Source organism: Microbacterium sp. LRZ72 (genome assembly GCF_033792225.1).
GTDB lineage: Bacteria > Actinomycetota > Actinomycetes > Actinomycetales > Microbacteriaceae > Microbacterium.
Genome location: NZ_JANGEX010000002.1, coordinates 1 through 26,865, shown reverse-complemented (window position 1 = coordinate 26,865; position 26,865 = coordinate 1). Strand labels below are relative to the sequence as shown.

21 protein-coding genes, 1 tRNA gene and 3 rRNA genes are annotated in these 26,865 nt (G+C 68.1%); 21 read left to right on the top strand and 4 right to left on the bottom strand.

Annotation, left to right across the window (positions count from 1 at the left end; all coding sequences use genetic code 11):
* Positions 1–84: 84 nt before the first annotated feature.
* The 3 genes from M4I32_RS02620 to rrf all read left to right on the top strand — a co-directional run bounded on the left by M4I32_RS02620 (position 85) and on the right by rrf (position 5,351).
* A 16S ribosomal RNA gene (locus M4I32_RS02620) occupies positions 85–1,608 on the top strand.
* A 408-nt stretch (positions 1,609–2,016) separates the two neighbouring features.
* Positions 2,017–5,132: ribosomal RNA gene (locus M4I32_RS02615) — 23S ribosomal RNA — on the top strand.
* Between the two features lie 102 nt (positions 5,133–5,234).
* Positions 5,235–5,351, top strand: a 5S ribosomal RNA gene (gene rrf / locus M4I32_RS02610).
* The 16S, 23S and 5S rRNA genes sit together here, the layout of an rRNA operon.
* A 240-nt stretch (positions 5,352–5,591) precedes the next feature.
* Here rrf and M4I32_RS02605 read toward each other — a convergent pair.
* The gene (locus M4I32_RS02605; protein ID WP_319032936.1) at positions 5,592–5,912 is read right to left on the bottom strand and encodes a hypothetical protein; all 321 of its coding nucleotides are present in this window, start codon (positions 5,910–5,912) and stop codon (positions 5,592–5,594) included.
* On the opposite strand from M4I32_RS02605, the gene M4I32_RS02600 reads away from it, so the two are divergent.
* The 17 genes from M4I32_RS02600 (at position 5,901) to M4I32_RS02520 (ending at position 22,178) form a co-directional block, all read left to right on the top strand.
* Entirely contained in the window at positions 5,901–6,569 is a 669-nt protein-coding gene (locus M4I32_RS02600) for a hypothetical protein (protein ID WP_319032935.1), read from the top strand. The genes M4I32_RS02605 and M4I32_RS02600 overlap by 12 nt on opposite strands.
* A complete protein-coding gene (locus tag M4I32_RS02595; RefSeq protein ID WP_319032934.1) occupies positions 6,569–7,609 on the top strand; it encodes an HAD-IIA family hydrolase in 1,041 nt (346 codons plus the stop codon). Before M4I32_RS02600 ends, M4I32_RS02595 begins: the two co-directional genes overlap by 1 nt.
* 57 nt (positions 7,610–7,666) lie before the next feature.
* On the top strand, positions 7,667–7,858 hold the full coding sequence (locus M4I32_RS02590; protein WP_319032933.1) for a hypothetical protein: 192 nt from the start codon (positions 7,667–7,669) through the stop codon (positions 7,856–7,858).
* Entirely contained in the window at positions 7,855–8,655 is an 801-nt protein-coding gene (locus M4I32_RS02585) for a TlyA family RNA methyltransferase (protein WP_319032932.1), read from the top strand. The genes M4I32_RS02590 and M4I32_RS02585 overlap by 4 nt, the downstream gene beginning before the upstream one ends.
* Positions 8,652–9,593: an NAD kinase gene (locus M4I32_RS02580; protein WP_319032931.1), complete on the top strand. Its 942-nt coding sequence runs from the start codon at positions 8,652–8,654 to the stop codon at positions 9,591–9,593. Before M4I32_RS02585 ends, M4I32_RS02580 begins: the two co-directional genes overlap by 4 nt.
* The gene (gene recN, locus M4I32_RS02575; protein ID WP_319032930.1) at positions 9,590–11,290 is read left to right on the top strand and encodes a DNA repair protein RecN; all 1,701 of its coding nucleotides are present in this window, start codon (positions 9,590–9,592) and stop codon (positions 11,288–11,290) included. Before M4I32_RS02580 ends, recN begins: the two co-directional genes overlap by 4 nt.
* 14 nt (positions 11,291–11,304) lie before the next feature.
* The gene (locus tag M4I32_RS02570) at positions 11,305–13,002 is read left to right on the top strand and encodes a CTP synthase (protein WP_319032929.1); all 1,698 of its coding nucleotides are present in this window, start codon (positions 11,305–11,307) and stop codon (positions 13,000–13,002) included.
* Complete coding sequence (locus tag M4I32_RS02565) at positions 12,995–13,591, top strand: NUDIX hydrolase (RefSeq protein ID WP_319032928.1); 597 nt, start codon at positions 12,995–12,997, stop codon at positions 13,589–13,591. The genes M4I32_RS02570 and M4I32_RS02565 overlap by 8 nt, the downstream gene beginning before the upstream one ends.
* 1 nt (position 13,592) lies before the next feature.
* Complete coding sequence (gene xerD / locus M4I32_RS02560) at positions 13,593–14,531, top strand: site-specific tyrosine recombinase XerD (protein WP_319032927.1); 939 nt, start codon at positions 13,593–13,595, stop codon at positions 14,529–14,531.
* Between the two features lie 39 nt (positions 14,532–14,570).
* Complete coding sequence (locus M4I32_RS02555) at positions 14,571–15,479, top strand: ParA family protein (protein ID WP_319032926.1); 909 nt, start codon at positions 14,571–14,573, stop codon at positions 15,477–15,479.
* Positions 15,463–16,308, top strand: a complete 846-nt coding sequence (locus M4I32_RS02550; RefSeq protein WP_319032925.1) for a ScpA family protein — start codon at positions 15,463–15,465, stop codon at positions 16,306–16,308. Before M4I32_RS02555 ends, M4I32_RS02550 begins: the two co-directional genes overlap by 17 nt.
* A complete protein-coding gene (scpB, locus tag M4I32_RS02545) occupies positions 16,298–16,870 on the top strand; it encodes an SMC-Scp complex subunit ScpB (RefSeq protein ID WP_319032924.1) in 573 nt (190 codons plus the stop codon). The genes M4I32_RS02550 and scpB overlap by 11 nt, the downstream gene beginning before the upstream one ends.
* Before the next feature lie 123 nt (positions 16,871–16,993).
* Positions 16,994–17,824: a pseudouridine synthase gene (locus tag M4I32_RS02540; RefSeq protein WP_319032923.1), complete on the top strand. Its 831-nt coding sequence runs from the start codon at positions 16,994–16,996 to the stop codon at positions 17,822–17,824.
* Complete coding sequence (locus tag M4I32_RS02535) at positions 17,825–18,949, top strand: prephenate dehydrogenase (protein WP_319032922.1); 1,125 nt, start codon at positions 17,825–17,827, stop codon at positions 18,947–18,949.
* Complete coding sequence (cmk, locus tag M4I32_RS02530; RefSeq protein WP_319032921.1) at positions 18,942–19,655, top strand: (d)CMP kinase; 714 nt, start codon at positions 18,942–18,944, stop codon at positions 19,653–19,655. The genes M4I32_RS02535 and cmk overlap by 8 nt, the downstream gene beginning before the upstream one ends.
* A complete protein-coding gene (gene der, locus M4I32_RS02525; RefSeq protein WP_319032920.1) occupies positions 19,645–21,168 on the top strand; it encodes a ribosome biogenesis GTPase Der in 1,524 nt (507 codons plus the stop codon). The genes cmk and der overlap by 11 nt, the downstream gene beginning before the upstream one ends.
* A gap of 101 nt (positions 21,169–21,269) precedes the next feature.
* Positions 21,270–22,178, top strand: coding sequence for an NUDIX domain-containing protein (locus M4I32_RS02520; protein ID WP_319032919.1), 909 nt, complete (start codon positions 21,270–21,272; stop codon positions 22,176–22,178).
* A 170-nt stretch (positions 22,179–22,348) separates the two neighbouring features.
* Here the strand turns inward: M4I32_RS02520 and M4I32_RS02515 are convergent, their stop codons facing one another.
* Positions 22,349–22,723: an RNA-binding S4 domain-containing protein gene (locus M4I32_RS02515; protein WP_319032918.1), complete on the bottom strand. Its 375-nt coding sequence runs from the start codon at positions 22,721–22,723 to the stop codon at positions 22,349–22,351.
* A gap of 129 nt (positions 22,724–22,852) precedes the next feature.
* On the opposite strand from M4I32_RS02515, the gene M4I32_RS02510 reads away from it, so the two are divergent.
* A tRNA-Pro gene (locus M4I32_RS02510) sits at positions 22,853–22,926 on the top strand.
* Between the two features lie 340 nt (positions 22,927–23,266).
* On the opposite strand, the gene M4I32_RS02505 is transcribed toward M4I32_RS02510, so the two are convergent.
* Complete coding sequence (locus tag M4I32_RS02505) at positions 23,267–26,371, bottom strand: type I restriction endonuclease subunit R (RefSeq protein WP_319032917.1); 3,105 nt, start codon at positions 26,369–26,371, stop codon at positions 23,267–23,269.
* Entirely contained in the window at positions 26,368–26,628 is a 261-nt protein-coding gene (locus M4I32_RS02500; RefSeq protein ID WP_319032916.1) for a hypothetical protein, read from the bottom strand. Before M4I32_RS02500 ends, M4I32_RS02505 begins: the two co-directional genes overlap by 4 nt.
* Positions 26,629–26,865 lie beyond the last annotated feature (237 nt).

The window sequence follows — 26,865 nt, the reverse complement described above, 5'->3', positions numbered from 1 at the left end:
AAACGGAATGTCAGTAATGACATCCGATCGTCAGATCAAACTCGCTCGGCCCGACCTATTCCGGTCTGGTCGCAGCAGAATTCTTTCACGGAGAGTTTGATCCTGGCTCAGGATGAACGCTGGCGGCGTGCTTAACACATGCAAGTCGAACGGTGAAGGCGGAGCTTGCTCTGCTGGATCAGTGGCGAACGGGTGAGTAACACGTGAGCAACCTGCCCCGGACTCTGGGATAACAGCTGGAAACAGCTGCTAATACTGGATACGAGCTGCGAAGGCATCTTCAGCAGCTGGAAAGAATTTCGGTCCGGGATGGGCTCGCGGCCTATCAGCTAGTTGGTGAGGTAATGGCTCACCAAGGCGTCGACGGGTAGCCGGCCTGAGAGGGTGACCGGCCACACTGGGACTGAGACACGGCCCAGACTCCTACGGGAGGCAGCAGTGGGGAATATTGCACAATGGGCGCAAGCCTGATGCAGCAACGCCGCGTGAGGGACGACGGCCTTCGGGTTGTAAACCTCTTTTAGCAGGGAAGAAGCGAAAGTGACGGTACCTGCAGAAAAAGCGCCGGCTAACTACGTGCCAGCAGCCGCGGTAATACGTAGGGCGCAAGCGTTATCCGGAATTATTGGGCGTAAAGAGCTCGTAGGCGGTCTGTCGCGTCTGCTGTGAAATCCCGAGGCTCAACCTCGGGCCTGCAGTGGGTACGGGCAGACTAGAGTGCGGTAGGGGAGATTGGAATTCCTGGTGTAGCGGTGGAATGCGCAGATATCAGGAGGAACACCGATGGCGAAGGCAGATCTCTGGGCCGTAACTGACGCTGAGGAGCGAAAGGGTGGGGAGCAAACAGGCTTAGATACCCTGGTAGTCCACCCCGTAAACGTTGGGAACTAGTTGTGGGGGCCATTCCACGGTCTCCGTGACGCAGCTAACGCATTAAGTTCCCCGCCTGGGGAGTACGGCCGCAAGGCTAAAACTCAAAGGAATTGACGGGGACCCGCACAAGCGGCGGAGCATGCGGATTAATTCGATGCAACGCGAAGAACCTTACCAAGGCTTGACATATACGAGAACGGGCCAGAAATGGTCAACTCTTTGGACACTCGTAAACAGGTGGTGCATGGTTGTCGTCAGCTCGTGTCGTGAGATGTTGGGTTAAGTCCCGCAACGAGCGCAACCCTCGTTCTATGTTGCCAGCACGTAATGGTGGGAACTCATGGGATACTGCCGGGGTCAACTCGGAGGAAGGTGGGGATGACGTCAAATCATCATGCCCCTTATGTCTTGGGCTTCACGCATGCTACAATGGCCGGTACAATGGGCTGCAATACCGCGAGGTGGAGCGAATCCCAAAAAGCCGGTCCCAGTTCGGATTGAGGTCTGCAACTCGACCTCATGAAGTCGGAGTCGCTAGTAATCGCAGATCAGCAACGCTGCGGTGAATACGTTCCCGGGTCTTGTACACACCGCCCGTCAAGTCATGAAAGTCGGTAACACCTGAAGCCGGTGGCCCAACCCTTGTGGAGGGAGCTGTCGAAGGTGGGATCGGTAATTAGGACTAAGTCGTAACAAGGTAGCCGTACCGGAAGGTGCGGCTGGATCACCTCCTTTCTAAGGAGCATCTGGAACTCTCCGGAGTTCCCAGAGCCCGCTCGGGGCGCACGTCCTCGAGGGGTCAGCTCATGGGTGGAACATTAGACAAGGTGCCGATCGGAGAAATTCGAACTCAGTACGCTGCTTGCAGCTGGAACCGTTCGGGTCGATCTGATCAGCACATGCACGCTGTTGGGTCCTGAGGGACCGGGTGCCGCGAAAGCGGCAGCTGAACCTCAGGGCCTTTTTTGGCTGCCGGTGTCGGCAAGCGAAGAAGGCACCGCCCGTACTTTGAGAACTACACAGTGGACGCGAGCATCTTAGAGACGATCTTTATGATCGTTTCACAAAGATGATCTTTTTAGATCATTAGTCAATTTCAATTCCGGACTTCGGTCCGGGACGATTCTGACCAAACTCATGTGATTTCAAGTCTTTAAGAGCAAACGGTGGATGCCTTGGCATCTGGAGCCGAAGAAGGACGTAGCAATCTGCGATAAGCCTCGGGGAGTTGATAAGCGAACTTTGATCCGAGGATTTCCGAATGGGGAAACCCCGCTGGGCGGCTTGCCGACCCAGTGACTCCCGCCTGAATATATAGGGCGGGTAGAGGGAACGTGGGGAAGTGAAACATCTCAGTACCCACAGGAAGAGAAAGCAAAAGCGATTCCGTAAGTAGTGGCGAGCGAACGCGGAAGAGGCTAAACCGAGCGTGTGTGATAGCCGGCAGGCGTTGCACGTTCGGGGTTGCGGGACTTTTCATGTTTCTCTGCCGAGAAGCGAGCGTGATGTGAAGATATAGACGAATGGCATTGAAAGGCCAGCCACAGCGGGTGCCAGCCCCGTAGTTGAAATGTCTCTCACAGCGCGAGAAGTATCCCAAGTAGCACGGGGCCCGAGAAATCCCGTGTGAATCTGTCAGGACCACCTGATAAGCCTAAATACTCCCAGATGACCGATAGCGGACAAGTACCGTGAGGGAAAGGTGAAAAGTACCCCGGGAGGGGAGTGAAATAGTACCTGAAACCGTTTGCTTACAAACCGTTGGAGCAGCCCTGGTAGCTGTGACAGCGTGCCTTTTGAAGAATGAGCCTGCGAGTTAGCGATATGTGGCGAGGTTAACCCGAGTGGGGTAGCCGTAGCGAAAGCGAGTCTGAATAGGGCGATTCAGTCGCATGTCCTAGACCCGAAGCGAAGTGATCTATCCATGGCCAGGTTGAAGCGACGGTAAGACGTCGTGGAGGACCGAACCCACTTAGGTTGAAAACTGAGGGGATGAGCTGTGGATAGGGGTGAAAGGCCAATCAAACTTCGTGATAGCTGGTTCTCTCCGAAATGCATTTAGGTGCAGCGTTGCGTGTTTCTTGCCGGAGGTAGAGCTACTGGATGGCCGATGGGGCCCAAAAGCTTACTGACGTCAGCCAAACTCCGAATGCCGGTAAGTGAGAGCGCAGCAGTGAGACTGTGGGGGATAAGCTTCATAGTCGAGAGGGAAACAACCCAGACCACCAACTAAGGTCCCTAAGCGCGTGCTAAGTGGAAAAGGATGTGGAGTTGCTCTGACAACCAGGAGGTTGGCTTAGAAGCAGCCACCCTTGAAAGAGTGCGTAATAGCTCACTGGTCAAGTGATTCCGCGCCGACAATTTAACGGGGCTCAAGCACGTCACCGAAGTTGTGGCATTGACATTATTGGTAGGCCTTCGTGGTCCAGCCGTGTTGATGGGTAGGAGAGCGTCGTGTGGCGAGTGAAGCGGCGGTGTGAACCAGCCGTGGACGCTACACGAGTGAGAATGCAGGCATGAGTAGCGAAAGACGTGTGAGAAACACGTCCTCCGAAAGACCAAGGGTTCCAGGGTCAAGCTAATCTTCCCTGGGTAAGTCGGGACCTAAGGCGAGGCCGACAGGCGTAGTCGATGGACAACGGGTTGATATTCCCGTACCCGCGAAGAACCGCCCAAGCTAATCCAGTGGTGCTAAGAGTCCTAGCTCGGAATGATCCGATCCCTTCGGGGTGACGACGTCCGTGTGAACGCTCGACCCCATGCTGGTGCGGCTAGCGTATTAACAGGTGTGACGCAGGAAGGTAGCCGGTCCTGGGCGATGGTAGTCCCAGGCCAAGTGCGTAGGCCGAGAGGTAGGCAAATCCGCCTCTCATGTGGCTGAGACACGAAGGGGAGCCGTAACAGGCAAGATCCGGTGATCCTATGCTGCCAAGAAAAGCATCGACGCGAGGTTCTAGTGGCCCGTACCCCAAACCGACTCAGGTGGTCAGGTAGAGAATACCAAGGAGATCGAGAGAATCGTGGTTAAGGAACTCGGCAAAATGCCCCCGTAACTTCGGGAGAAGGGGGGCCTTCGGCGTATTAGGACTTGCTCCGAAAGCGTTTGGAGGCCGCAGAGACTAGTGGGTAGCGACTGTTTACTAAAAACACAGGTCCGTGCCAAGTCGCAAGACGATGTATACGGACTGACGCCTGCCCGGTGCTGGAAGGTTAAGAGGACCGGTTAGCCGCAAGGCGAAGCTGAGAATTTAAGCCCCAGTAAACGGCGGTGGTAACTATAACCATCCTAAGGTAGCGAAATTCCTTGTCGGGTAAGTTCCGACCTGCACGAATGGCGTAACGACTTCCCAACTGTCTCAACCGCGAACTCGGCGAAATTGCATTACGAGTAAAGATGCTCGTTACGCGCAGCAGGACGGAAAGACCCCGTGACCTTTACTACAGCTTGGTATTGGTGTTCGGTGTGGCTTGTGTAGGATAGGTGGGAGACTTTGAAGCGGGAACGCCAGTTCACGTGGAGTCAATGTTGAAATACCACTCTGGTCACTCTGGATATCTAACTTCGAACCGTGATCCGGTTCAGGGACAGTGCCTGGTGGGTAGTTTAACTGGGGCGGTTGCCTCCCAAAGAGTAACGGAGGCGCCCAAAGGTTCCCTCAACCTGGTTGGCAATCAGGTGGCGAGTGTAAGTGCACAAGGGAGCTTGACTGTGAGACTGACAGGTCGAGCAGGGACGAAAGTCGGGACTAGTGATCCGGCAGTGGCTTGTGGAAGCGCTGTCGCTCAACGGATAAAAGGTACCTCGGGGATAACAGGCTGATCTTGCCCAAGAGTCCATATCGACGGCATGGTTTGGCACCTCGATGTCGGCTCGTCGCATCCTGGGGCTGGAGTAGGTCCCAAGGGTTGGGCTGTTCGCCCATTAAAGCGGTACGCGAGCTGGGTTTAGAACGTCGTGAGACAGTTCGGTCCCTATCCGCTGCGCGCGTAGGAAGTTTGAGAGGATCTGACCCTAGTACGAGAGGACCGGGTTGGACGAACCTCTGGTGTGTCAGTTGTCCTGCCAAGGGCACCGCTGATTAGCTACGTTCGGGATGGATAACCGCTGAAAGCATCTAAGCGGGAAGCCGGCCTCAAGATGAGACTTCCATGCCTACGGGCGAGAGGCTCCCAGCTAGACTACTGGGTTGATAGGCCGGATGTGGAAGCGTGGCAACACGTGCAGCTGACCGGTACTAATAAGCCGATGACTTGATAACACACCTCTTTGAAGGTGCTTGCGTCCACTGAGTGGTTCTCGATGTACGGTCGAGAACCGCATGACATTGATTTTGTTGTGCAGACTGAAACATCAATAGTGTTTCGGCGGCCATAGCGAGAGGGAAACGCCCGGTCTCATTCCGAACCCGGAAGCTAAGCCTCTCAGCGCCGATGGTACTGCAGGGGGGACCCTGTGGGAGAGTAGGACACCGCCGGACTTCTTCCGAGAAATGGCCACCCAGTGCTGGGTGGCCATTTCGCGTTAACGCCCGTTTTGTCACGGGAGAGGGTGTGGACTCATGGCGGATCACGACGGCAGCGCCCGACCCCGTCGGTCGGGCGACGACGCACGTAAGCGTCCCGATTCCGCACGCGCGCCTCGCGCGGACCGCCCCGATCGTGGCCAGCGCCCTGAGCGCGGCCGGCCGGAACGCACCGATCGTCCTCGAGCCGATCGTTCAGACCGCGGCGCCCGCCCAGATCGCACGGACCGCCCGCGCACGGATGGATCCCGCACCGATCGGCCCCGCACCGATGGCACGGGCCGGCCCCGCACCGATGGCACGGCCCGGCCGGGAGGCGACCGCGCCGGCAGACCCACCCGCGGCGGCCGCGATCGTGACGATCGCCGCGCGCCCGTCGGTCAGGACCGACCGGAGCGCCCGCGTCACGACGATCCCGAGCTGCCCGAGGACATTACCGCGCGCGACCTCGCGCCGCAGGCGCGGAACGAGCTGAAGACACTGAGCAAGGACAACGCCGAGGCGGTGGCTCGCCACCTGGCGATGGCGGCGCGGCTCGTCGACGACGACCCGGCGCTGGCCCACCGCCATGCCCTGGCGGCCGCGCGCCGGGCGGGCCGAGTGGCGGTCGTGCGTGAGACGGTGGCGATCACGGCGTATCGGCTCGGAGAGTTCGCGTTGGCGCTGCGTGAGCTGCGCACGTATCGACGCATCAGCGGCCGCGACGATCAGATCGCCCTCATCGTCGACAGCGAGCGGGGGATGGGCCGCCCCGAGCGCGCGGTCGAGGAGGGGCGCGCGGTCGACCGGTCGAGCCTCCCCGTCGAGGCGCGGGTCGAGCTGGCGATCGCGATGTCGGGAGCCAGACTCGACCTGGGCGAGAAGGAGCGGGCTCTGTTGGAGCTCGAGATCCCGGAGCTCGACCCCGACCGCGCCTTCGCCTGGAGCCCCGGCCTCTTCGCCGCACGTGCCGCCGTGCTCGAGGACCTCGGGCGCGACGAAGAGGCCGCACGCTGGCATCGTCTCGCCCTCGTCGCCGAAGCGGCGCTGTCGGACGAGGGCGCCGGCGACGTGATCGAGGTCGTCGACGTCGACCCCGAGGGCGCGGAAGACGAGCGCGCGGACGCGGGGCACACCTCACCGCAGCGCGCCGCGCAGAAGCCCGCCGGTCCGGAGGACGGAGGGCGGGCCTGATGCCGTTGTTCTCGCGCGGCCGGGATCAGACGCCGCTGGACGGCGTGGACGCCGTGCTCGCCGACCTCGACGGCGTCGTGTACGCCGGGCATCGCGCCCTGCCCCACGCTGTGGAGGCGCTTCTGGCGGCCGTGCCCGGCCGCCGCCTCGGGTACATCACCAACAACGCCTCGCGCACCGACGCGACGGTCGCCGCACAGCTGGCCGACTTCGGGCTGCCCGCTGCGCCCGACGATGTGATCACGAGCCCGCAGGCGGCGGTGCGGCTTCTGCGTGACCTCGTCCCGGCGGGCTCGAGGATCCTCGCGGTGGGCGGCGAGGGCCTGGTCGTCGAGCTGCAGAAGGCCGGCTACGTGGTGGTCCGCCGCGCCGACGATGATCCGGCGGCCGTGGTGCAGGGCTTCGCACCGCACGTCGCGTGGACGGATCTGGCGGAGGCGGCCTATGCGCTGGCGCAGCCGGAGGAGGCCGGCGGCATCCCCTGGATCGCGACGAACACCGACTGGACGATCCCGCAGGCGCGGGGCGTCGCCCCGGGCAACGGCACGCTCGTCTCGGCCGTCCACACCGCCGTCGGCCGGCTCGCCACGGTGGCGGGCAAGCCCGAGACGCCCATCTATGAAGAGGCCGTGGCGCGTTTCGGCGCCGCGTCGCCGCTGTTCATCGGCGACCGGCTCGACACCGACATCCTGGGGGCGCAACGGGCGGGCATCCGCTCCGCACTCGTGCTCACGGGGATCGACCGTCCCAAGCACCTGCTGGCCGCGCCAGCGGGTTCCCGTCCGGACTTCGTGCTCGGGGACCTGCGCGAGCTGCACGAGCCCTACCCGCGCGTGCGCGTGCGCGAGCGTGACGGGGCGGTCACGGTCGGTGGCGCGACGGTGCGGGTGGAGGGCGCCGATGTGCAGGTGCTCGCCGCCGGCGATCGACCGATCGATCTGCTGCGCGCGGGAGCGCGGGCGATCTGGGACTCCGGTCGGGCCATCTTCGGGCTGCGGGTGCCCGAGGTGCTGTACGCGGACCCGTTCCGCGCCGTGTGAGCCCGGCGCACCGGCGCCGGCCCTCGGCTCGGACGACCGGGCACGTAGGGTGGAGGCATGCCGGACGACCAGCGTGACGACGATCTCCCCGCGGTGGGGGAGGGCGACCTTCTGTCGGTGCTCGACGTGATCGAACAGCAGCCCCTCGATACCCGTGCCGCCGCCTACGAGGCCGTGCACGCAGAACTCGGACGCCGCCTGGACGGCGGTTCCCGGGCCCAGCCGGGTGCGTCCCGAGAGGACGCATGACGACGCGGCTGGATGCCGCCCTCGCCGCCCGCGGTCTTGCCCGCTCCCGCACGCACGCGGCATCCCTCATCGCCGAAGGGGTGGTGCGGGTCGACGGCAACCCCGTGATCAAGGCATCGCTGCGCGTCGCGGACGACGCCGACATCCGCATCGACGCCCCCGACCACTACGTCAGCAGGGCGGCCCGCAAGCTGATCGCCGCCCTCGACGCCTTCGCCGTCGACCCTCGCGGCCGGGTCGCGCTCGACATGGGCGCGTCCACGGGCGGATTCACGCAGGTGCTGCGCGAGCGCGGAGCCGAGCCCGTCATCGCCGTGGATGTCGGCCACGATCAGCTCGCCGACTCGATCCGCGCCGACCCGGGCGTCGTGGCCGTCGAGGGGTTCAACGTGCGCGAGATGTCACCCGCCTCGCTGGCCGAGGTCAGCGGCGGGCACCGCCCACCCGAGGTGGTGGTCGCTGATCTCTCGTTCATCTCGCTCGGGCTGGTGCTGCCGGCCGTCCGCGCGACGGCGGCACGCGGTGCCGACATCATCCTGCTGGTCAAGCCGCAGTTCGAGGTGGGCCGCACGGCCGTGCGCGGCGGCCTTGTGACCAACCCGACGCTGCGGGCGGATGCGGTCGCGGGCGTGCTGTGGCGCGCCTGGGACCTGGGGCTGGGAACGCGGGGCGTTATCGCCTCCCCACTGCTCGGCTCCCACGGCAACGCCGAGTTCGTCGTCTGGCTTCGGGAGGGTCCGGGCGGGAATCCGACAGAATGGTTGGACACCGTGAACTCACTGGCGGGAGAGAGATGACCGGCACGCGCAACATCCTCGTCGTGGCGCACGCACTGCGCGACGAGACGGTGAGCGCCGCCCGACGCGTCGCCGAAGCGCTCCACGACGGCGGGGCGCGTCCCGTGCTCGCCGCCCCCGACCGGCTCGAGCTGGGGGACGCGCTCGCCCACCTGCCGGGCGGGATTGCGACGCTGGGCGTGGACGTGTCGGTGGAGGAGCTCGAGCTGGCGATCGTGCTGGGGGGCGACGGCACCATCCTGCGCGCCGCCGAGCTCGTGCGCGGCGGCACGGCCCCGGTGCTCGGGATCAACATGGGGCACGTCGGATTCCTCGCCGAGATCGAGCGCGACGACATGGACGACGCGGTGCGGCGCGCGATTCTCGGCGACTACGCCGTCGAGCAGCGCATGGCGCTGTCGGTGCGCGTCGAGGACACCGAGCACCGCACGATCTTCGACACGTGGGCGCTGAACGAGGCGACCGTCGAGAAGGCCAGCCGCGAACGGATGCTGGAGGTCGTGGTCGAGATCGACGGCCGGCCCCTGTCGACCTTCGGGTGCGACGGAATGGTCGTCTCTACCCCCACCGGATCGACCGCCTACAACTTCTCGGCCGGCGGGCCGGTGATCTGGCCCACGGTCGAGGCGATCGCGGTCGTGCCGCTGTCGGCGCACGCGCTGTTCGCCAAGCCCCTCGTCGTCGGCCCCGAGGCCTCCGTCGCCATCGAGGTTCTCGAGCGCACGGCCGGCGTCGGCATCCTCTGGTGCGACGGGCGGCGCTGGCACGATCTGCCGCCCGGCGCCCGCGTGATCGTCCGTCGCGCCGACGAGCCGGTGCGCCTGGCGCGACTGCATCCGGCCGCGTTCACCGACCGGCTCGTGCGCAAGTTCCGGCTGCCCGTGGAGGGGTGGCGAGGGCCCGCGACGGATGGGCCGCGAGAGCGGGCGGCCACGTGATCGAGGAGATGCACCTGCGCGACCTCGGCGTGATCGCCGACGCCGCGCTGCCCCTCGGGCCCGGGTTCACCGCCATCACGGGTGAGACGGGTGCGGGCAAGACGATGGTCGTCACCGGCCTCGGGCTGCTGCTCGGGCAGCGCGCCGACTCGGGCGTCGTTCGCAGCGGCGCCGCGCAGGCCGAGGTGTCCGGTGTCTGGCTGGTGCCCGAGGCGGGCCCCGTCGCCGCGCGCGTGGACGAGGCCGGCGGCGCGGTGGAGCCCGCCGGCGACGGCGTCTGCGAACTGCACACGGGCCGCACCGTCACGGCCGAGGGGCGCAGTCGCGCCTCGGTCGGGGGCCGGGCGGCACCCGCGGGGGTGCTCGCGGACCTGGCCGGCCACCTCGTCGTGGTGCACGGCCAGTCCGAGCAGCTGCGGCTGCGCTCCGCCGTGGCCCAGCGCGAGGCGCTCGACAGGTTCGGCGCCGATCCCGTGCAGCGGGCGCGGCGCACCTACCGTGAGGTGTGGGACACCTGGCGCACGCTCGAGAGTGAGCGCGCCACCCTCGTCGACGAACGCGACGCGCGCGCGGACGAGGCGGCGGCGCTGCGCGCCGACCTGGACGAGATCGAGAAGGTCGCCCCCCAGCCGGGGGAGGACGTCGAGTTGGCCGCTCGCGCCGAGCGACTCGGGCACGTCGAGGAGCTGCGGGTCGCGGCCGCGACGGCGCGCGAGGCGCTGTCGTCGGAGTCCGACGGCGTCGACGTGGCCGCCCTGGTGGGCGAGGCCCGGCGGGCGCTCGAGCGCGGTGCCGACAGCGATGCCGACCTGGCCGCGCACGCCGAGCAGATCGCCGAGATCGGCTTTCGCGTCGCTGAGATCGCCGTCGAGCTCTCGAGCTACCTCGCCGACCTCGAAGAGGACAACCCGGCCGAGCTCGACGCGGTCGAGGAGCGTCGTGCGGCGCTGACGGCGCTCGCCCGGCGCCACGGGGGCGGCCTCGACGACGTGCTGGCGCTCGCGGAGACCGGGGGCGCCCGCCTGGCCGACCTCGAATCCAGCGACGCGCGCATCGAGGAGCTGACGGCGCAGACGCAGCAGGCGGCATCCGCCCTGGATGCCGCTGCCGCCGAGCTGACGGCGCAGCGCGAGGCCGCGGCGGTGCGGCTCGGCGAGGCGGTCACCGCGGAGCTGCACGCGCTCGCCATGCCCGACGCCCGCCTCGAGGTGGCGGTCTCAGCCGGCACCCCGAGCGCGGACGGGCGCGACGACGTCGCCCTGCTGCTGGCCCCCCACCCCGGCGCGTCGCCGCGACCGGTCGCCCGCAGCGCATCGGGCGGCGAACTCAGCCGCGTCATGCTGGCGATCGAGGTCGTGATCGGCGACGTCGACCCCGTGCCCACCTTCGTCTTCGACGAAATCGACGCGGGCATCGGCGGCGCCGCCGCGATCGAGGTCGGGCGGCGCCTCGCGCGCCTGGCCGAGGCGTCGCAGGTGATCGTCGTCACGCACCTGGCGCAGGTCGCCGGGTTCGCGAACAACCACCTCTCGGTCGTGAAAGAGAACGACGGCTCGGTGACGGCCTCGAGCGTGCGGCGCCTCGAGGGTGAGGACCGCGAGGCCGAGATGGCCCGACTGCTGTCGGGCCTGGCCGACTCCACCGCCGCACTCGATCACGCCCGCGAACTGCTCGAGCTCTCGCGTGTCACCGACTGATAGGATTAAAGCCCGTGGCGGAATCTGAAGCGGGACCCTCGAACGACATCACCAGGCACATCTTCGTGACGGGCGGTGTCGTCTCTTCGCTGGGCAAGGGATTGACCGCCGCCAGCCTCGGGAACCTGCTCACCGCGCGGGGCCTGCGCGTCGTGATGCAGAAGCTCGATCCGTACCTCAACGTCGATCCCGGAACGATGAATCCGTTCCAGCACGGCGAGGTGTTCGTCACCGACGACGGCGCCGAGACCGACCTCGACATCGGCCACTACGAGCGGTTCCTCGACATCGAGCTGAGCCAGGCGGCCAACGTCACGACCGGCCAGATCTACTCGCAGGTGATCGCCCGCGAACGGCGCGGCGAGTACCTCGGCGACACCGTGCAGGTCATTCCGCACATCACCGACGAGATCAAGCGCCGCATGCGGCTGCAGGCGGCGCAGCAGCCCAAGCCCGACGTCATCATCACCGAGATCGGCGGCACGGTCGGCGACATCGAATCGCAGCCGTTCATCGAGGCCGCCCGCCAGATCCGGCACGAGCTCGGCCGCGGCAACGCGTTCTTCGTGCACGTGTCGCTCGTGCCCTTCATGGGGGCCTCCGGCGAGCAGAAGACCAAGCCCACGCAGCACTCCGTGGCGACGCTGCGCTCGATCGGCATCCAGCCCGACGCGCTCGTGCTGCGCAGCGACCGGCCGGTGACCGAGGGCAACAAGCGCAAGATCGCGCTCATGTGCGACGTCGACGAGGATGCCGTCGTCAACGCGGTCGACGTGCCGAGCATCTACGACATCCCGTCGATGCTGCACGACCAGGGCCTCGACGCGTACCTCGTGCGCGCGCTGGGCCTGGAGAAGGCCGCCGACGTCGACTGGACCCGCTGGCAGCGGGTGCTGGGCGCCGTGCACAACCCCAAGCACGAGGTCACGATCGGCCTCGTCGGCAAGTACGTCGACCTGCCCGACGCCTACCTCTCGGTGACCGAGGCGATCAAGGCCGGCGGCTTCGCGCACGAGACGCAGGTGACGCTGCGCTGGATCCCGTCGGATCTGTGCGAGGGAGCCGAGGGGGCCGCCAAGGCGCTCGCCGAGGTGGACGGCATCTGCATCCCCGGCGGATTCGGCATCCGCGGCATCGAGGGAAAGCTCGGCGCGCTGCGGTTCGCCCGCGAGCAGGGCATCCCCACCCTCGGGCTGTGCCTGGGTCTGCAGTGCATGGTCATCGAGTACGCGCGCACCGTCGGCGGCCTCGAGGGCGCCTCGTCGAGCGAGTTCGACCCCGACACCGAGCACCCCGTCGTGGCGACGATGGCGGAGCAGGTCGAGATCATCGCCGAGGGCGACCTCGGCGGCACGATGCGCCTGGGGATGTACCCGGCCGACCTGCGGGAGGGATCGGTCGTCGCCGAACTGTACGGCAGCACGCAGATCTCGGAGCGCCACCGGCACCGGTACGAGGTCAACAACTCCTACCGCGACCGCCTCGCCGAGGTGGGCCTGGTCTTCTCGGGCCTCTCGCCCGACCGGCACCTGGTCGAGTACGTCGAGCTGCCGCGCGAGGTGCACCCGTTCTACGTCGGCACCCAGGCGCACCCCGAGCTGCGCTCGCGCCCGACGCAGCCGCATCCGCTCTTCCGCGGGCTGGTGGGCGCGGCCCTCGACCGCCACCGTGCGAGCGAGCTGTTCGACGTCGAGGAGGGCGCGGATGACTGATCCGACGGCCCCGCTCGCCGACGAACCGCTCGAGCTGACCGTGACCCGCTCCGACGTCGCCTTCGACGGCCGGGTGTGGGATGTGCGGCGCGACACGTTCGGCTACAACGGCGAGGCCACCACGCGCGAGTACGTCGCGCACACCGGCGCGGCGGCCGTGGTCGCGCTCGACGACGACGGCCGCGTGCTCGTGATGCAGCAGTACCGGCATCCGATCCGCATGCGCGACTGGGAGATCCCGGCGGGCCTGCTGGATGTCGAGGGCGAGGCGCCGCTCGAGACCGCCCGGCGCGAGCTGGCGGAGGAGGCGGATCTCGTCGCCACGCGGTGGGAGCCGCTCGTGAGCATCCGCACCTCGCCGGGTGGCAGCGACGAGACGGTGCACGTCTTTCTCGCGCGCGAGCTGTCGGCCGCGCCCGACGTGCACGCTCGCGAGGCCGAGGAGGCCGACATTCGGCTCGAATGGATCCCGCTTGAGACGGCCGTCGAGGCGGTGGCCGACGGCCGGTTCACCAACGCGATCCTCGCCGTGGGCGTCTTCGCCGCGGTGCATCGCCTGGGCGGCGAGCGGACGGCCGCCGAGGGCTGACGTGCGCGTCGACCGTGCGCTCGCGACGTACGTGCGGCACATCGCCGTCGAGCGCGGCCTCTCACCGCACACCGTCGGGGCGTATCGGCGCGATCTCGACGACTACGTCGGGTGGTTGCAGGCGCGCGGTGTCGCCGACACCGCCGAGGTGGATGCCGCGCTCGTGACGGAGTACGTCGCCGCGCTCTCGCGGCGGCAGCCGGCGCCGGCCGCCTCGTCGCTGGCCCGCGCGCAGTCGTCGGTGCGGGGGCTGCACCGTTTTCTGGTGCGCGAGGGGGTGGCGGACGAGGATCCCTCCGCCCGGCTGCGCCCGCCCAAGATGGCGCAGCGGCTGCCCAAGGCGCTCACGATCGAGCAGGTCGAGCAGCTGCTCGCGGCGCCCTCGCGCGAGACCGCGACCGGGCTGCGGGATGCCGCGCTGCTCGAGACGCTGTACGCCACCGGCGCGCGGGTGTCCGAGGCCGTCGCCCTCGACGTCGACGACCTGGTGCAGGCGTCGCCGAGCGATGACGCCGCGGGCGGTGCGGCCGCCGAGGTGGTGCGCCTGCGGGGCAAGGGCGACAAGGAGCGGATCGTGCCCGTCGGCTCGTACGCCCGGGCCGCCCTCGACGCCTACCTGACGCGGGCACGGCCGGCGCTCGCGGCGCGGGGGAGGGCGACGCCGCGCCTGTTCCTCGGCGCGCGCGGGGCGCCGCTGTCGCGGCAGAGCGCGTGGCTCGTGCTGCAGCAGGCGGCCGAGACCGCCGGGCTGTCGGCCCATGTCTCGCCGCACACGCTGCGGCACTCGTTCGCCACGCACCTGATGCAGGGCGGCGCGGACGTGCGGGTGGTGCAGGAGCTGCTGGGGCACGCCTCGGTCGCGACGACGCAGATCTACACCCACGTCACGGTCGATGCGCTGCGCGACATCTATCAGACCTCGCATCCCCGGGCGCGCTGAACGGGCCCCACCCGGACGGGCCGCTAGAATCGACCGACGATGACGACGGCAGGAGAACCGGTGGCGGGCAGCACACGGGGCACGAAGAAGGCGCCCTCGACCGACGCGGCGCCGCTCGGCCCGACCGGTCGCCCGTACCACGGCTTCCCCACGCCGCCGCCGCTCGACGGGCACGGCCCCGCGCGCATCATCGCGCTGTGCAATCAGAAGGGCGGCGTCGGCAAGACCACGACGACGATCAACCTGGCGGCGGCGCTGGCGCGCTACGGACGCAAGGTGCTCGCGGTCGACTTCGACCCGCAGGGCGCGCTCTCGGCGGGCCTCGGCATCCAGACCCACGACGTGCCCACCGTCTACGACCTGCTGCTCGACACCAAGCGCGACGCGCGCGAGGTCGTCGTCTCGTCGCGCGTCGAGGGGCTCGACGTGCTGCCGGCCAACATCGACCTCTCGGCGGCCGAGGTGCACCTGGTCAACGAGGTCGCGCGCGAGACGATCCTCTCGCGCGTGCTGCGCGGCCTGGCGGGCGACTACGACGTCATCCTGATCGACTGCCAGCCCTCGCTCGGGCTGCTCACCGTGAACGCGCTCACCGCGAGCCACGGCGTGATCATCCCGCTCGAGTGCGAGTACTTCGCCCTGCGCGGGGTGGCCCTGCTGATCGAGACGATCGACAAGGTGCGCGACCGGCTCAACCCCGCGATCGAGCTCGACGGCGTGCTCGCCACGATGTACGACGCACGCACCCTGCACTCGCGCGAGGTGCTGGAGCGGGTCGTCGAGGCGTTCGGCGACGACGTGTTCGAGACCGTCATCGGTCGCACCGTCAAGTTCCCGGACGCGTCGGTCTCGGGCCTGCCGATCACCGACTTCGCGCCCGAGCACTCGGCCGCGCAGGCCTACCTGCGACTCGCCCGGGAACTGGTCTCTCGTGGCGACGCCGCCTGAGGACAGCCCCGAGCAGAGCGACGCCCCGCACTCGGATGACGAGGACGGGGCGGGATTCCGCGTCTCGCTGGCCAACTTCGACGGACCCTTCGATCTGCTGCTGAACCTGATCAGCTCGCACGAGCTCGACATCACCGAGATCTCGCTGAGCCGCGTGACCGACGAGTTCATCGCCTACCTGCGCGACCTGGAGCCGGACGAGGAGATCGAGCAGGCCAGCGAGTTCCTCGTCGTGGCCGCGACCCTGCTCGATATGAAGGTGGCGGGGCTGCTGCCGCAGGGCGAGCTCGTGGATGCCGAGTCGGTGGCGCTGCTCGAGGCGCGCGACCTGCTGTTCGCGCGCCTGCTGCAGTACCGGGCGTTCAAGCAGGTCTCGACGTGGTTCGCCACCCGCCTGCACGCCGAGGACACCCGGCACGCGCGGTCGGTGCCGCTCGAGGCGAAGTACCGCTCGCGGGTGCCCGAGCTGGTGTGGACCACGACCCCGGCCGACTTCGCCGCGCTCGCGCTGATGGCGCTGCGGCCCCGCGAGGTGCCCCACGTGGGGCTGGGGCACCTGCACGCGCCGCTGGTCAGCATCCGGGAGCAGGCGGCGATCGTCGTGACGATGCTGCGGGGGCGCACCTCGATGAACTTTCGCGAGCTGGTCTCGGGCGTCGCCGAAGCGGGCGTGGTCGTCGCCCGGTTCCTGGCCGTGCTCGAGCTGTACCGGCACGCCGCGCTGACCTTCGAACAGCTCGAACCGCTCGGCGAGCTCACGCTGCGCTGGAGCGCCGAGAGCTGGTCGGACGAGAACCTCGCCACCCTGGGAGCCGACTATGACCGATGACGACCGGGCGCCGCTCGCGCGCCGCCTCGAGGCGATCCTGCTGATCGTCGACGAACCGCAGAGCCTCGTGAGCCTCGCCACCGCGGTCGGCGCCCCCGTCGCCGCGGTGCGCCAGGCGGTGGAGGGCCTCGTCGAGGACTACGACGGCGGCACCGGCGGCCCCCGGCGCGGGTTCGAGCTGCGCGAGGTGGGCGGCGGCTGGCGCCTGTACGTGCGGGCCGAGCACGACGACCTGGTGAGCGAGTTCGTCAACGCGCAGGCCCCGTCGCGGCTGTCGCAGGCCGCGCTCGAGACGCTGGCGGTCATCGCGTACAAGCAGCCCGTCACGCGCGGTCAGGTCGCGTCGATCCGGGCGGTGAACGTGGACTCGGTGGTGCGCACGCTCGTGGCCCGGGGCCTCATCACCGAGATGTTCCAGGATGCCGAGACCGGCGCCATCCACTACGGCACGACCGACGCGCTGTTGACGAATCTGGGGATCAACTCGCTCGACGAGCTGCCGCCCATCTCACCGCTGCTCGAGGACGGCGCCGACGGGTTCGACGATTCGATGCCGCGATGATCGCGTCCCGGCATCCGGCAACCCGCGCACTCATGTCCCACCTTTTCAGCCCACCCGCACCCGGAAGGATGAAAAGGTGGGACATTCGCGAGCACCGGGACATTCGCGAGGGAGGAGGCACGGATGACGAACGCACCACAGGGTGATGCTGCACCGGACGCGGCAGCGGATGCCGAGGGTGTGCGCCTGCAGAAGGTGCTGGCGCAGGCCGGGGTCGCCTCGCGCCGCGTGAGCGAGCAGCTGATCGCCGAGGGCCGCGTGCGCGTGAACGGCGAGGTCGTCACCGAGATGGGCTCGCGCGTCGACCCGGACCGCGACCTGGTCGACGTCGACGGTGTGGCCGTGCAGCTCGACGCGAGCAAGCGTTACGTCATGCTCAACAAGCCCACGGGCGTGCTCAGCTCGATGCGCGACGACCGTGGACGCCGCGATCTGCGCAAGTTCACCGGCGACTACCCCGAGCGCCTGTTCAACGTCGGGCGACTGGATGCCGAGACCAGCGGCCTGCTGATCCTCACCAACGACGGCGACCTGACGCACGTGCTCGCCCACCCCTCGTTCGGGGTCACCAAGGTCTACATCGCCAAGGTCACCGGCCGGGTGAGCGCCCAGACGATCGCGCAGCTGCGCCGCGGCATCGACCTCGACGACGGCCCGATCGCCGCCGACAAGGCGCGCCTGCTCGATGCGTCGGACGGCTCGAGCCTGGTGGAGCTGACGCTGCACTCGGGGCGCAACCGCATCGTGCGCCGCATGATGGATGCCGTCGGCCACCCCGTCGTCGAGCTGGTGCGACGCCAGTTCGGGCCCCTGCACCTGGGAACGCTCCCGGTCGGGCGCACGAGGGAGTTGACTAAGCTGGAACGAGGCGCGCTTGTCACCCTCGCGCGCCACGACACCACCCGTGCGAGCGACGACTCCGCGGGGGAGCGCGTCAGCCCCCAGGAGACCTGAGTGATCGACACCACGCCCGTTGCCGGCGCCGCCGGCACCGCGCGCACGACCGGCACCGTGCGCATCGTCGGCGCCGGTCTGCTCGGCGCGAGCATCGGCCACGCGCTCGCGGCCAAGGGCGTCGATGTGGCGCTCGCCGACACCTCTCCCGCGCAGCTGCGACTGGCGGTGGACTACGGCGCCGGCCGGGCCGCGACCGACGACGACGATCCGTCGCTGATCGTGGTGGCGGTGCCGCCGGATGTCACGGCCGACGTCATCCACGCCGAGCTGCAGCGCTCGCCGCACGCCGTCGTGACGGATGTCGCGAGCGTCAAGCTCGAGCCCTACAACGAGCTGCGGCGCCGCGGCGTCGACATCACCCGCTACATCGGCTCGCACCCGCTCGCCGGCCGGGAGCGCGGCGGCGCGATCTCGGCGCGCTCGGACATCTTCGTCGGCCGCCCGTGGGTGGTCTGCCGCGACGACGAGACCTCGCGCGCCGACCTGGCCCGCGTGGAGCAGCTGGCGCTGGATCTCGGCGCGATGCCGATCGAGATGACGCCCGAGGAACACGACCGCTCGGTCGCGCTCGTCTCACACACCCCGCAGCTGGTCGCCAGCCTGCTCGCGGCGCGCCTGCGCGACGCGCCCGACGGGGCCCTGGCGCTCGCCGGGCAGGGCGTGCGCGACACGACGCGCATCGCGGCATCCGCCCCCGAACTGTGGGTGCAGATCCTCGGCGCGAACGCCGGCCCGGTGGTGCAGGTGCTCGAGCAGCTGGCCGGCGACCTGACGCGGGTGACCGAGGCCCTGCGCGACGCGGATGCGCCCGGCGCCCGACGGGCGGTGGCCGACACGATCCGCCGCGGCAACGAGGGTGTGGAGCGGCTGCCGGGCAAGCACGGGCAGAACCGGCGGTTCGAGCAGATCGTCGTCATGGTCGACGACGCGCCCGGCCAGCTCGGCCGGCTGTTCGGCGACGTGGGCGAGCTCGACGTCAACATCGAGGACCTGCGCCTCGAGCATTCACCGGGGGCGCAGTTCGGGCTCGCCGAGATCAGTGTCGCGCCGGGCGTCGTCGCCCGCGCGATCGAAGGACTTCAGGAACGGGGATGGCGGATTGCGAGCACAGGCAATGAGTGAGAACGGGACGGGCGGCGCGGGTGCGACCGCGCTCCCGGTGGTGGTGGCCATCGACGGCCCCGCCGGCAGCGGCAAATCGAGCGTAGCCAAGGTGCTCGCGCGGCGCCTCGGCTACGACTACCTCGACACGGGGGCGGCGTATCGCGCCCTCGCCTGGCACGTGCTCGAGCGGGGCGCCGACACCAGCGACGCCGCGGACGTGCTCGATGCCAGCGGCGACTTCGACGTGGCGATCTCGACCGACCCGGCCGACCCGCGCGTGAGCGTGGGCCATACCGACGTCACGGCGGCGATCCGGGAACCCCGCGTGTCGGATGCCGTCAGCGGCGTCGCGCGCGTGCCCGTCGTGCGCGAGGTGGTCACGGCCCTGTTCCGCCGCATCATGGCGGGCGCCGACCGCGGCATCGTCGTGGAGGGGCGCGACATCACGACCGTCGTGGCCCCCGACGCGCCCGTGCGCGTGCTGCTGACCGCGGCGCGCGAGGTGCGCGCCGCCCGGCGCAGCGCCGAGCTGGCGAACGAGGACGCGGGGGCCGTGGCCGACGCGCTGCACCGCCGCGACGCGTCGGATCGCACGGTCGTCGACTTCCTCACCGCCGCCGCCGGCGTGGAGGTGGTCGACTCGTCGGACCTCGACCTGGAGCAGACGGTGGATGCCGTGCTCGCTGTCGTCGACGCACGTCTGGGGGTCACCGATGGCCGCTGACGAGGAGTACGAAGGCGGGCCCGACCGGCTCGCCGAGCGCATGGCCGAGCTCGATGAGCAGCTCGCCGACCAGCGCGCCCAGACGCTGCGCGCGTCGCTGAGCGACTACGAGCTCGACGACGAGGATGCCGCCGTGCTCGAGGGGATGGGCATCGGCACCGACGGGATCGAATACCTGCCGGCGCTGCCGGTGGTCGCCATCGTCGGCCGCCCGAACGTGGGCAAGTCCGCGCTGGTCAACCGCATCCTCGGCCGCCGCGAGGCCGTCGTCGAGGACACCCCCGGCGTCACGCGCGACCGCGTGACCTACAAGGGCGAATGGCAGGGGCGCCGCTTCTCGCTCGTCGACACGGGCGGCTGGGAGCCGGATGCCCGCGGCATCGACGCGTCGGTGGCGGCGCAGGCCGAGGTCGCGATCGACCTGTGCGACCTGGTGATCTTCGTCGTCGACGCGATGGTCGGCGCCACGGCGACCGACGAGCGCGTGGTCAAGCTGCTGCGCCGCAGCGGCAAGAAGGTCTTCCTCGTCGCGAACAAGGTCGACGACGCCCGCCACGAGCCCGAGGCCGCGGCACTGTGGAACCTGGGGCTGGGCGAGCCGCATCCGGTGTCGGCGATCCACGGCCGCGGCGTGGCCGACCTGCTCGACGAGGTGATGAAGGCGATGCCCGAGGTGTCGGCGGTCGCCTCGCAGGAGATCGGCGGGCCGCGCCGCGTCGCGATCCTCGGCCGGCCGAACGTCGGCAAGTCGTCGCTGCTGAACAAGGCCGCCGGCGAGGAGCGGGTCGTCGTCAACGAGCTGGCGGGCACCACCCGCGATCCCGTCGACGAGATCGTCGAGCTCGGCGGCAAGCTCTGGCGCCTGGTCGACACCGCCGGCATCCGCCGTCGTGTGCACCTGCAGCAGGGCGCGGACTTCTACGCGTCGCTGCGCACCTCGACCGCGCTCGAGAAGGCCGAGGTGGCCGTCGTCGTGCTCGACGTGTCGCAGACGATCAGTGAGCAGGACGTGCGCATCATCGACATGGTGCTCGAGGCCGGCCGCGCGCTCGTGATCGCCTACAACAAGTGGGACCTGCTCTCGACGCCCGAGCTCGAGAACGCCGACCGCCGGTTCTACCTCAATCGCGAGATCGAGCAGGACCTGGCGCACGTCGCCTGGGCACCGCGGGTGAACATCTCGGCGCAGACCGGGCGTCACCTCGACAAGCTCGTGCCGGCGCTCGAGACGGCGCTGGCCTCGTGGGATCAGCGCATCCCGACCGGAAAGTTCAACGCGTTCCTCTCCGAGCTGGTCGCCGAGCACCCGCACCCGCTGCGCGGCGGCAAGCAGCCCCGCATCCTGTTCGGCACGCAGGCGGCCACGCGCCCGCCGACGTTCGTGCTGTTCACGACGGGGTTCCTCGATCAGGGTTACCGCCGGTTCATCCAGCGCCGCCTGCGCGAGCTGTTCGGGTTCGAGGGCACGCCCATCGTCACGAACATGCGCGTGCGGGAGCGCCGCCAGCGCTGACAGGCCTTCTTCGCAGGGTATGCCCCGGTTCCGACTCGGAACCGGGGCATTTCTGCGTCGCCGGCGGCGGCGGGGCGCGCGCGATGTGAGAGTCTGGGGCGGTGAGGATCGAGCCCCCCGCACCCGGTGAGCCGCGCCGGCCCGCGGGCCCGCGCGATCCGGGCGACGCCTGGGTGGTCAGCGCCACGGGTGAGCGCTATTGGGGCACGTTCGGAGCGGCCGGCCTCATGGCGGTAGATGCCGCGCGCGGCGTGCTGCTGCAGCACCGCGTGGCGTGGAGCCACTTCGGCGGCACGTGGGGACTGCCCGGCGGCGCCCGCCACGAGAACGAATCGGCGACGGATGCTGCGCTGCGCGAAGCCGCCGAAGAGGCCGGTGTGCCCGCGGCATCCGTGCGGCCCCGCCTCGACAGCGTGCTCGACCTGGACATCTGGAGCTACACGACCCTTGTGGCCGACGTGATCGAGCCGTTCGATCCCGTGATCAGCGACCCCGAGAGCTATGCGCTCGAGTGGGTGCCGCTCGACGAGGTCGACGACCGGCCGCTGCATCCGGGGTTCGGCGCGGCGTGGCCGCGGCTGCGCGCCGCTCTGGAGCACCGGCCCACGCTGGTGGTCGACGCGGCGAACGTGGTGGGCTCGGTGCCCGACGGCTGGTGGCGCGACCGCGCCGGGGCGGCGGGCAGGTTGCGCGCGGAGTTGGAGCGGCTCGCGGCGGCCGGGGTGCCGGCATCCGCGCTGGGGCTGCCCGAGACGCGTTGGTTCGCACGGATTGTGCTGGTGCTCGAGGGCGCGGCGCGACAGGCGCCGGATGCCGGGGGAGCGGTGGAGGTCGTGCTCGCGCCCGGCGAGGGTGACGACACGATCGCGGCGCAGGCGGCGGAGCGGGTTGAGGCGGGAGACCTGGTGACGGTGGTGACGAGCGACCGCGGCTTGGCCGCGCGGGCGACGTCGGCGGGTGCCGACGTGCGCGGGGCGGGGTGGCTGCGGGAGCTGCTCGACGCGCTCTGACGCTTTGGGGCGGTGTTGGGGCACCTGGTGCGCGCCCGAGCGCACGGACTGAGGGACCGGGGCATCTGGTGTGCTCTGGCCTGCCGGACCGGGGCACCCCGCGTGCTCTGGGGCATGGCAGAACCTGCCCCGGTGCACGCAACCTGCCCCGCTTCGGGGTGGCGGCCCGGTCAGCGGCCGCGCAGCCGGTCGATGTCGCGGCGCTCGCGCTTGGTGGGGCGTCCGGCCCCGCGGTCGCGCACCGGCACGAAGGCCCGCTCCTCGCGCGGCGGGGGCGGGGGAGTGCGGTCGTCGTACGCCGTAGCGGCGACGGGGGCGCCGACGCGCTTGGTCAGCAGCTGCCGCACGACGAGGTGCCGATCGAACCCCTGGATGCGCACGCGCACCTCGTCGCCGGCCCGGATCTGCTGCGACGCCTTCGCCCGGTCACCGTCCACGCGCACGTGTCCGGCGCGGCAGGCGGTGGTCGCGGCCGAGCGCGTCTTGTACACCCGCACCGCCCAGAGCCAGCTGTCGACCCGAGCGGATGCCGCGGCATCCGACATCGCTTTTCTCCCCTCGCCGACGGCCGTTCCTGTCTGGCGAGTGTAGGCGAGCGGAGGGCGCGGCGCGGTTCGCGGGGGTGCGTGCGAACGGGTAGGATGGTCGAGTTGTCCGCGTGAAAGCGCGGGCTACGGGATGTGGCGCAGCTTGGTAGCGCACTTGACTGGGGGTCAAGGGGTCGCAGGTTCAAATCCTGTCATCCCGACCGGAATGTGAAAGGGTCGGCCGAAGGGCCGGCCCTTTTCTCATTCCCGCGAGTGGATCATTCAGGCGGGCCCCTGCCGCCGAGGCTCCGCGCGGCGCGTCGCGCCGTGTGGAGGAGCGGTAGGGCGCATCCCGACCGTAGCGGTACCTGAGACGCTTGCCCGCAGCCTCGCAGAGGCGGCTTAGGAATCCGCTGCCGGCCACGGAACGGGTGTGGCCTCGCCGCAGACGTACAGCGTGTGCCGCGGATGCCCGTACTTCGTGATTTCGAGCGCGAGCAGTCGTGTGGTTTTCGGGATGAGTTCGAGCACGACCGCGACCCGATGGTGTCCTGTACAGCCCTACCGACCCGACGCGCCCTTGCCCTTCAGGTACTCGTACAACATCGCCGGCAGCGCCTTGCTCAGATCCGCGAATAGCCCGCTGTCCCCGAGGAGATCATCGATGAACGCGGGCGTCTCGTCCCGCACCTCGACGACGGCCTTGCTGAACGCCTTCGGGAGCGCTGGTGACTCGGCGAACTGCTGGGGCGTGTTGACTTCGGCTTGCGTGGCAAGGTCGTAGTCGAGGGCGAGCTTGCCGACGATGTGGTTCATGGTGATGTCTATGACGCCTACGCCGTATTTGTCGCCGAGGCGCTCGTTGAGCGTCTGGATGATCTTCTCGAGAGCGCTGCGGTGTTTCTCGTGAATCGCTCCCGAACCGATTGCCGTAATCGGGTCCAGGCCAGGCCCCTGCTCGAGCTTGAGCTGCGCAGACTCGCCTGCTTTGATGTTGTAGCCGATGAGCTGCACGTGCGAGATGTCCACCGGCTCCACGTAAGTCGCGGTCGAGAGCTGCGGCAGGATCCGGCGGAAGAAGTAGTGTCGCCGGGGGAGGTCGGTGTCTTCGAGGTTGCGGGCTTGGGAGATGAAGTCGTAGAACTTCACGAACTGGCCGACGTCCGTCTTGAACAGCTTCAGTTCGTCCTGTTCGGTCTTGTCGTCGTCGAGAACGGCCGCGACCCACCGCTTCTGGGACCGGTCCACCGCTGGCGCGGTCGCGGCCGCCACCTTCGAGTTCGCGTTCGTCCCGCCGGCAAGGGCGGCATCGAATGCCTGCTCCACTTCGCTCATCGTGTAGATCCCGGACGAGTCGAGCTTCGTCACCAGGTCGTAGATGAGGTTCGGGTCGGTCGTCGCGGTCAGCGTCGCCTTCCGGTAGTACGGCAGGAACGCTTCCAGCACGTCGTCGGGTTCGTTCACGAAGTCGAGGACGAACGTGTTCTCCTTACCCGGATGGGTGCGGTTCAGCCGCGACAGGGTCTGCACCGCCTGCACCCCGCCGAGCTTCTTGTCAACATACATCGCGACCAGCCTTGGCTGGTCGAACCCGGTCTGGAACTTCTCTGCCACGATCATCACGTTGTAGGTCGACGGCTTGAACGCCTCGGCGAGATCCGACTGCACTCCCGGGTTCTGCGTCCGCTCGGTGAGGCCATCGCCGAGCAGCTCGGGGTCATCGACGGTGCCGGAGAACGCGACCAGCGACCGCACGCCCGCCACACCGGTATCGGCGATGTAGTCATCGAGGTACTTCTTCCACCGCACCGCTTCCAGCCGCGACCCGGTGACGACCATCGCCTTCGCTTTGCCATCGAGCAGCGGCTGCACGAAGGTGCGGAAGTGGTCGACGACGATCTTCGCCTTCTGGCTGATGTTCGTCGAATGCAGCCGCACGTAGCGGACGAGCGCTTTCACCGCGGTGGACTCGTCGACCTCGCTGTCACCGTCGTAGTCGCCTCCGGGATGCTGCAGCTTCCACGCCACCTTGTAGGGGGTGTAGTTCTGCAGAACGTCGAGGATGAACCCTTCCTCGATGGCCTGCTGCATCGAGTACAGATCGAACGGCTCCGGAAGGCTCCCACCCTCGGGCACCCGCCCGAAGAGCTCCAACGTCTTCTCCTTCGGCGTCGCAGTGAACGCGAAGTAGGAGATGTTCGGAGCCGACGCGGTCACTTCCATTGCCCACTGCAAGTACGTCTCCGAGTCGACCGGGGCGCCCTCCGCGACCGCCGCCCGCTCGGCCGGGGACAGCACCTTCGTCAACGCTCCCGCGGTTGACCCGGTCTGCGACGAGTGCGCCTCGTCCGCGACGACGGCGTACCGTCGGCCCTGCAAATCCGGCCTCGTCTGAATTGTGGTGATCATCGCCTCGAACGACTGGATCGTCACGATCACGATGTTCTTGCCGCCGGTCAACGCCGCCGAAAGTTGCGTCGATTTCGACTCCCCACCATTCCCGGTGATCGACTGCACCACCCCGGCGTGCTTCTCGAACTGTGCGATAGCGTCCTGCAGCTGCTTGTCCAGCACCGTCCGGTCGGTGACGACCACGACCGTGTCGAACACCCGCTCGTTCTGCTCGTCATGCAGTTGCGACAGTCGGTGCGCGAGCCACGAGATCGAGTTCGTCTTGCCCGACCCCGCCGAATGCTGCACCAGGTACCGGTTCCCCGGCCCCTCCACCCGCGCCGCCTCAACTAGCCGGCTGACCGCCCGCCACTGGTGGTAGCGCGGGAAGAGGACCTTCTCGGTGCGCGTTTTCTTTCCCGTGTCGGGGTCGACGTCGGTTTCGACCTGCAGGTGCACGAACGAGCCCAGTAGTTGCAGCCACGTGTCGCGGTGCAGAATCTCCTCCCAGAAGTACGACGACGCCGACCCGTTCGGATTGGGCGGGTTCCCCGCCCCTTCGTCGTAACCCTTGTTGAACGGCAAGAACCGCGTCGCCGCGCCGGCGAGCTTCGTCGTCATCTGCACCGCGCTGTTCGACACCACGAAATGCACCAGCGACCGCTTCCCGAACGCGAACAATGGCTCACCGGCTGGGTTACGGTCGAACTGATACTGCGTCACCGCGTTGCTGACCGGCTGCGTGAAGTCCGTCTTCAACTCAACCGTCGCCACCGGGATACCGTTCACAAACAGCACCAGATCCAGCGCCTTGTTCGGCTTCTTCGCTGAGTAGTGCACCTGGCGCACCACCCGCACCCGCATCTTCGAGTATGCGTCCAATGTGCCCGGGTTGTTCGTCGTCGCCGGCTGGAACTGGGCCAGCTTGAACTTCACCGTACCGCCATGCAGTGGGACCATCGAGAATCCCTCATGAAGGATGCGGATGGTCCCACCGTTCTTCAACGGATCCAGATCGAGGGATTTCGCCACTCGGATCAGCATGGTGCGACCCGCCGCATCACGTTGCGCGTCAGTATCGCCGAGGCGGACTACCTTCGCGAACTCGGTCGGCTGCGAATCCTCTAGCCACCCGAGCATGTCCTCGGGAAACAACGCGAGCTCACGGTCGTAGCCAGCATCTGTTGGCGAGTAAAGCCAACCGTTCGCGGCGAGATGCTCGGCGATCTCGTTCTCCAGCGTTGACTCCAGATGCGCGCCAGCAACACCGCTCATGCAGCCACCTCCACATCAATCTTCCCGGTCACTGCGGCGGAAATCAGCGCGGCACGACGCTCCCTGGCCAGCCTCGCCGCCGTTTCCGCGCGCGAAATCGCGGTGTTCGTCGTTTGGCTGGTTCGTTCCAATTTGGCAACGGCGTTCAGTTGCGCATCCATGGGCGGCGCAGGAATCAGCAGGTTGCCGAGAATTCCACCGTTGAGGTTGCCCAGGCCGGTACTGGATGTCGTCATGAGGTTGAGTTGGTCACGCACGGCTCGGCTCCGCAACACGTACCAGAGAAACTTCGGGTCCATGGCGATTGACGGGGTGAGACGGGAATGCTGATGGTTCGGTTGACTCCGGGACTGCTTGGGAATGCTGATGGTTCGGTTGACTCCGGGACTGCTTTGATCTGACGGATCGGGCGGGAAAGGGGCTCTTCACGAACGAGGGTGTAGTGCGGGTCTGAAGCCTCCGGCTTCGAGTAGCGAGCGGGCGATGTAGTTCGT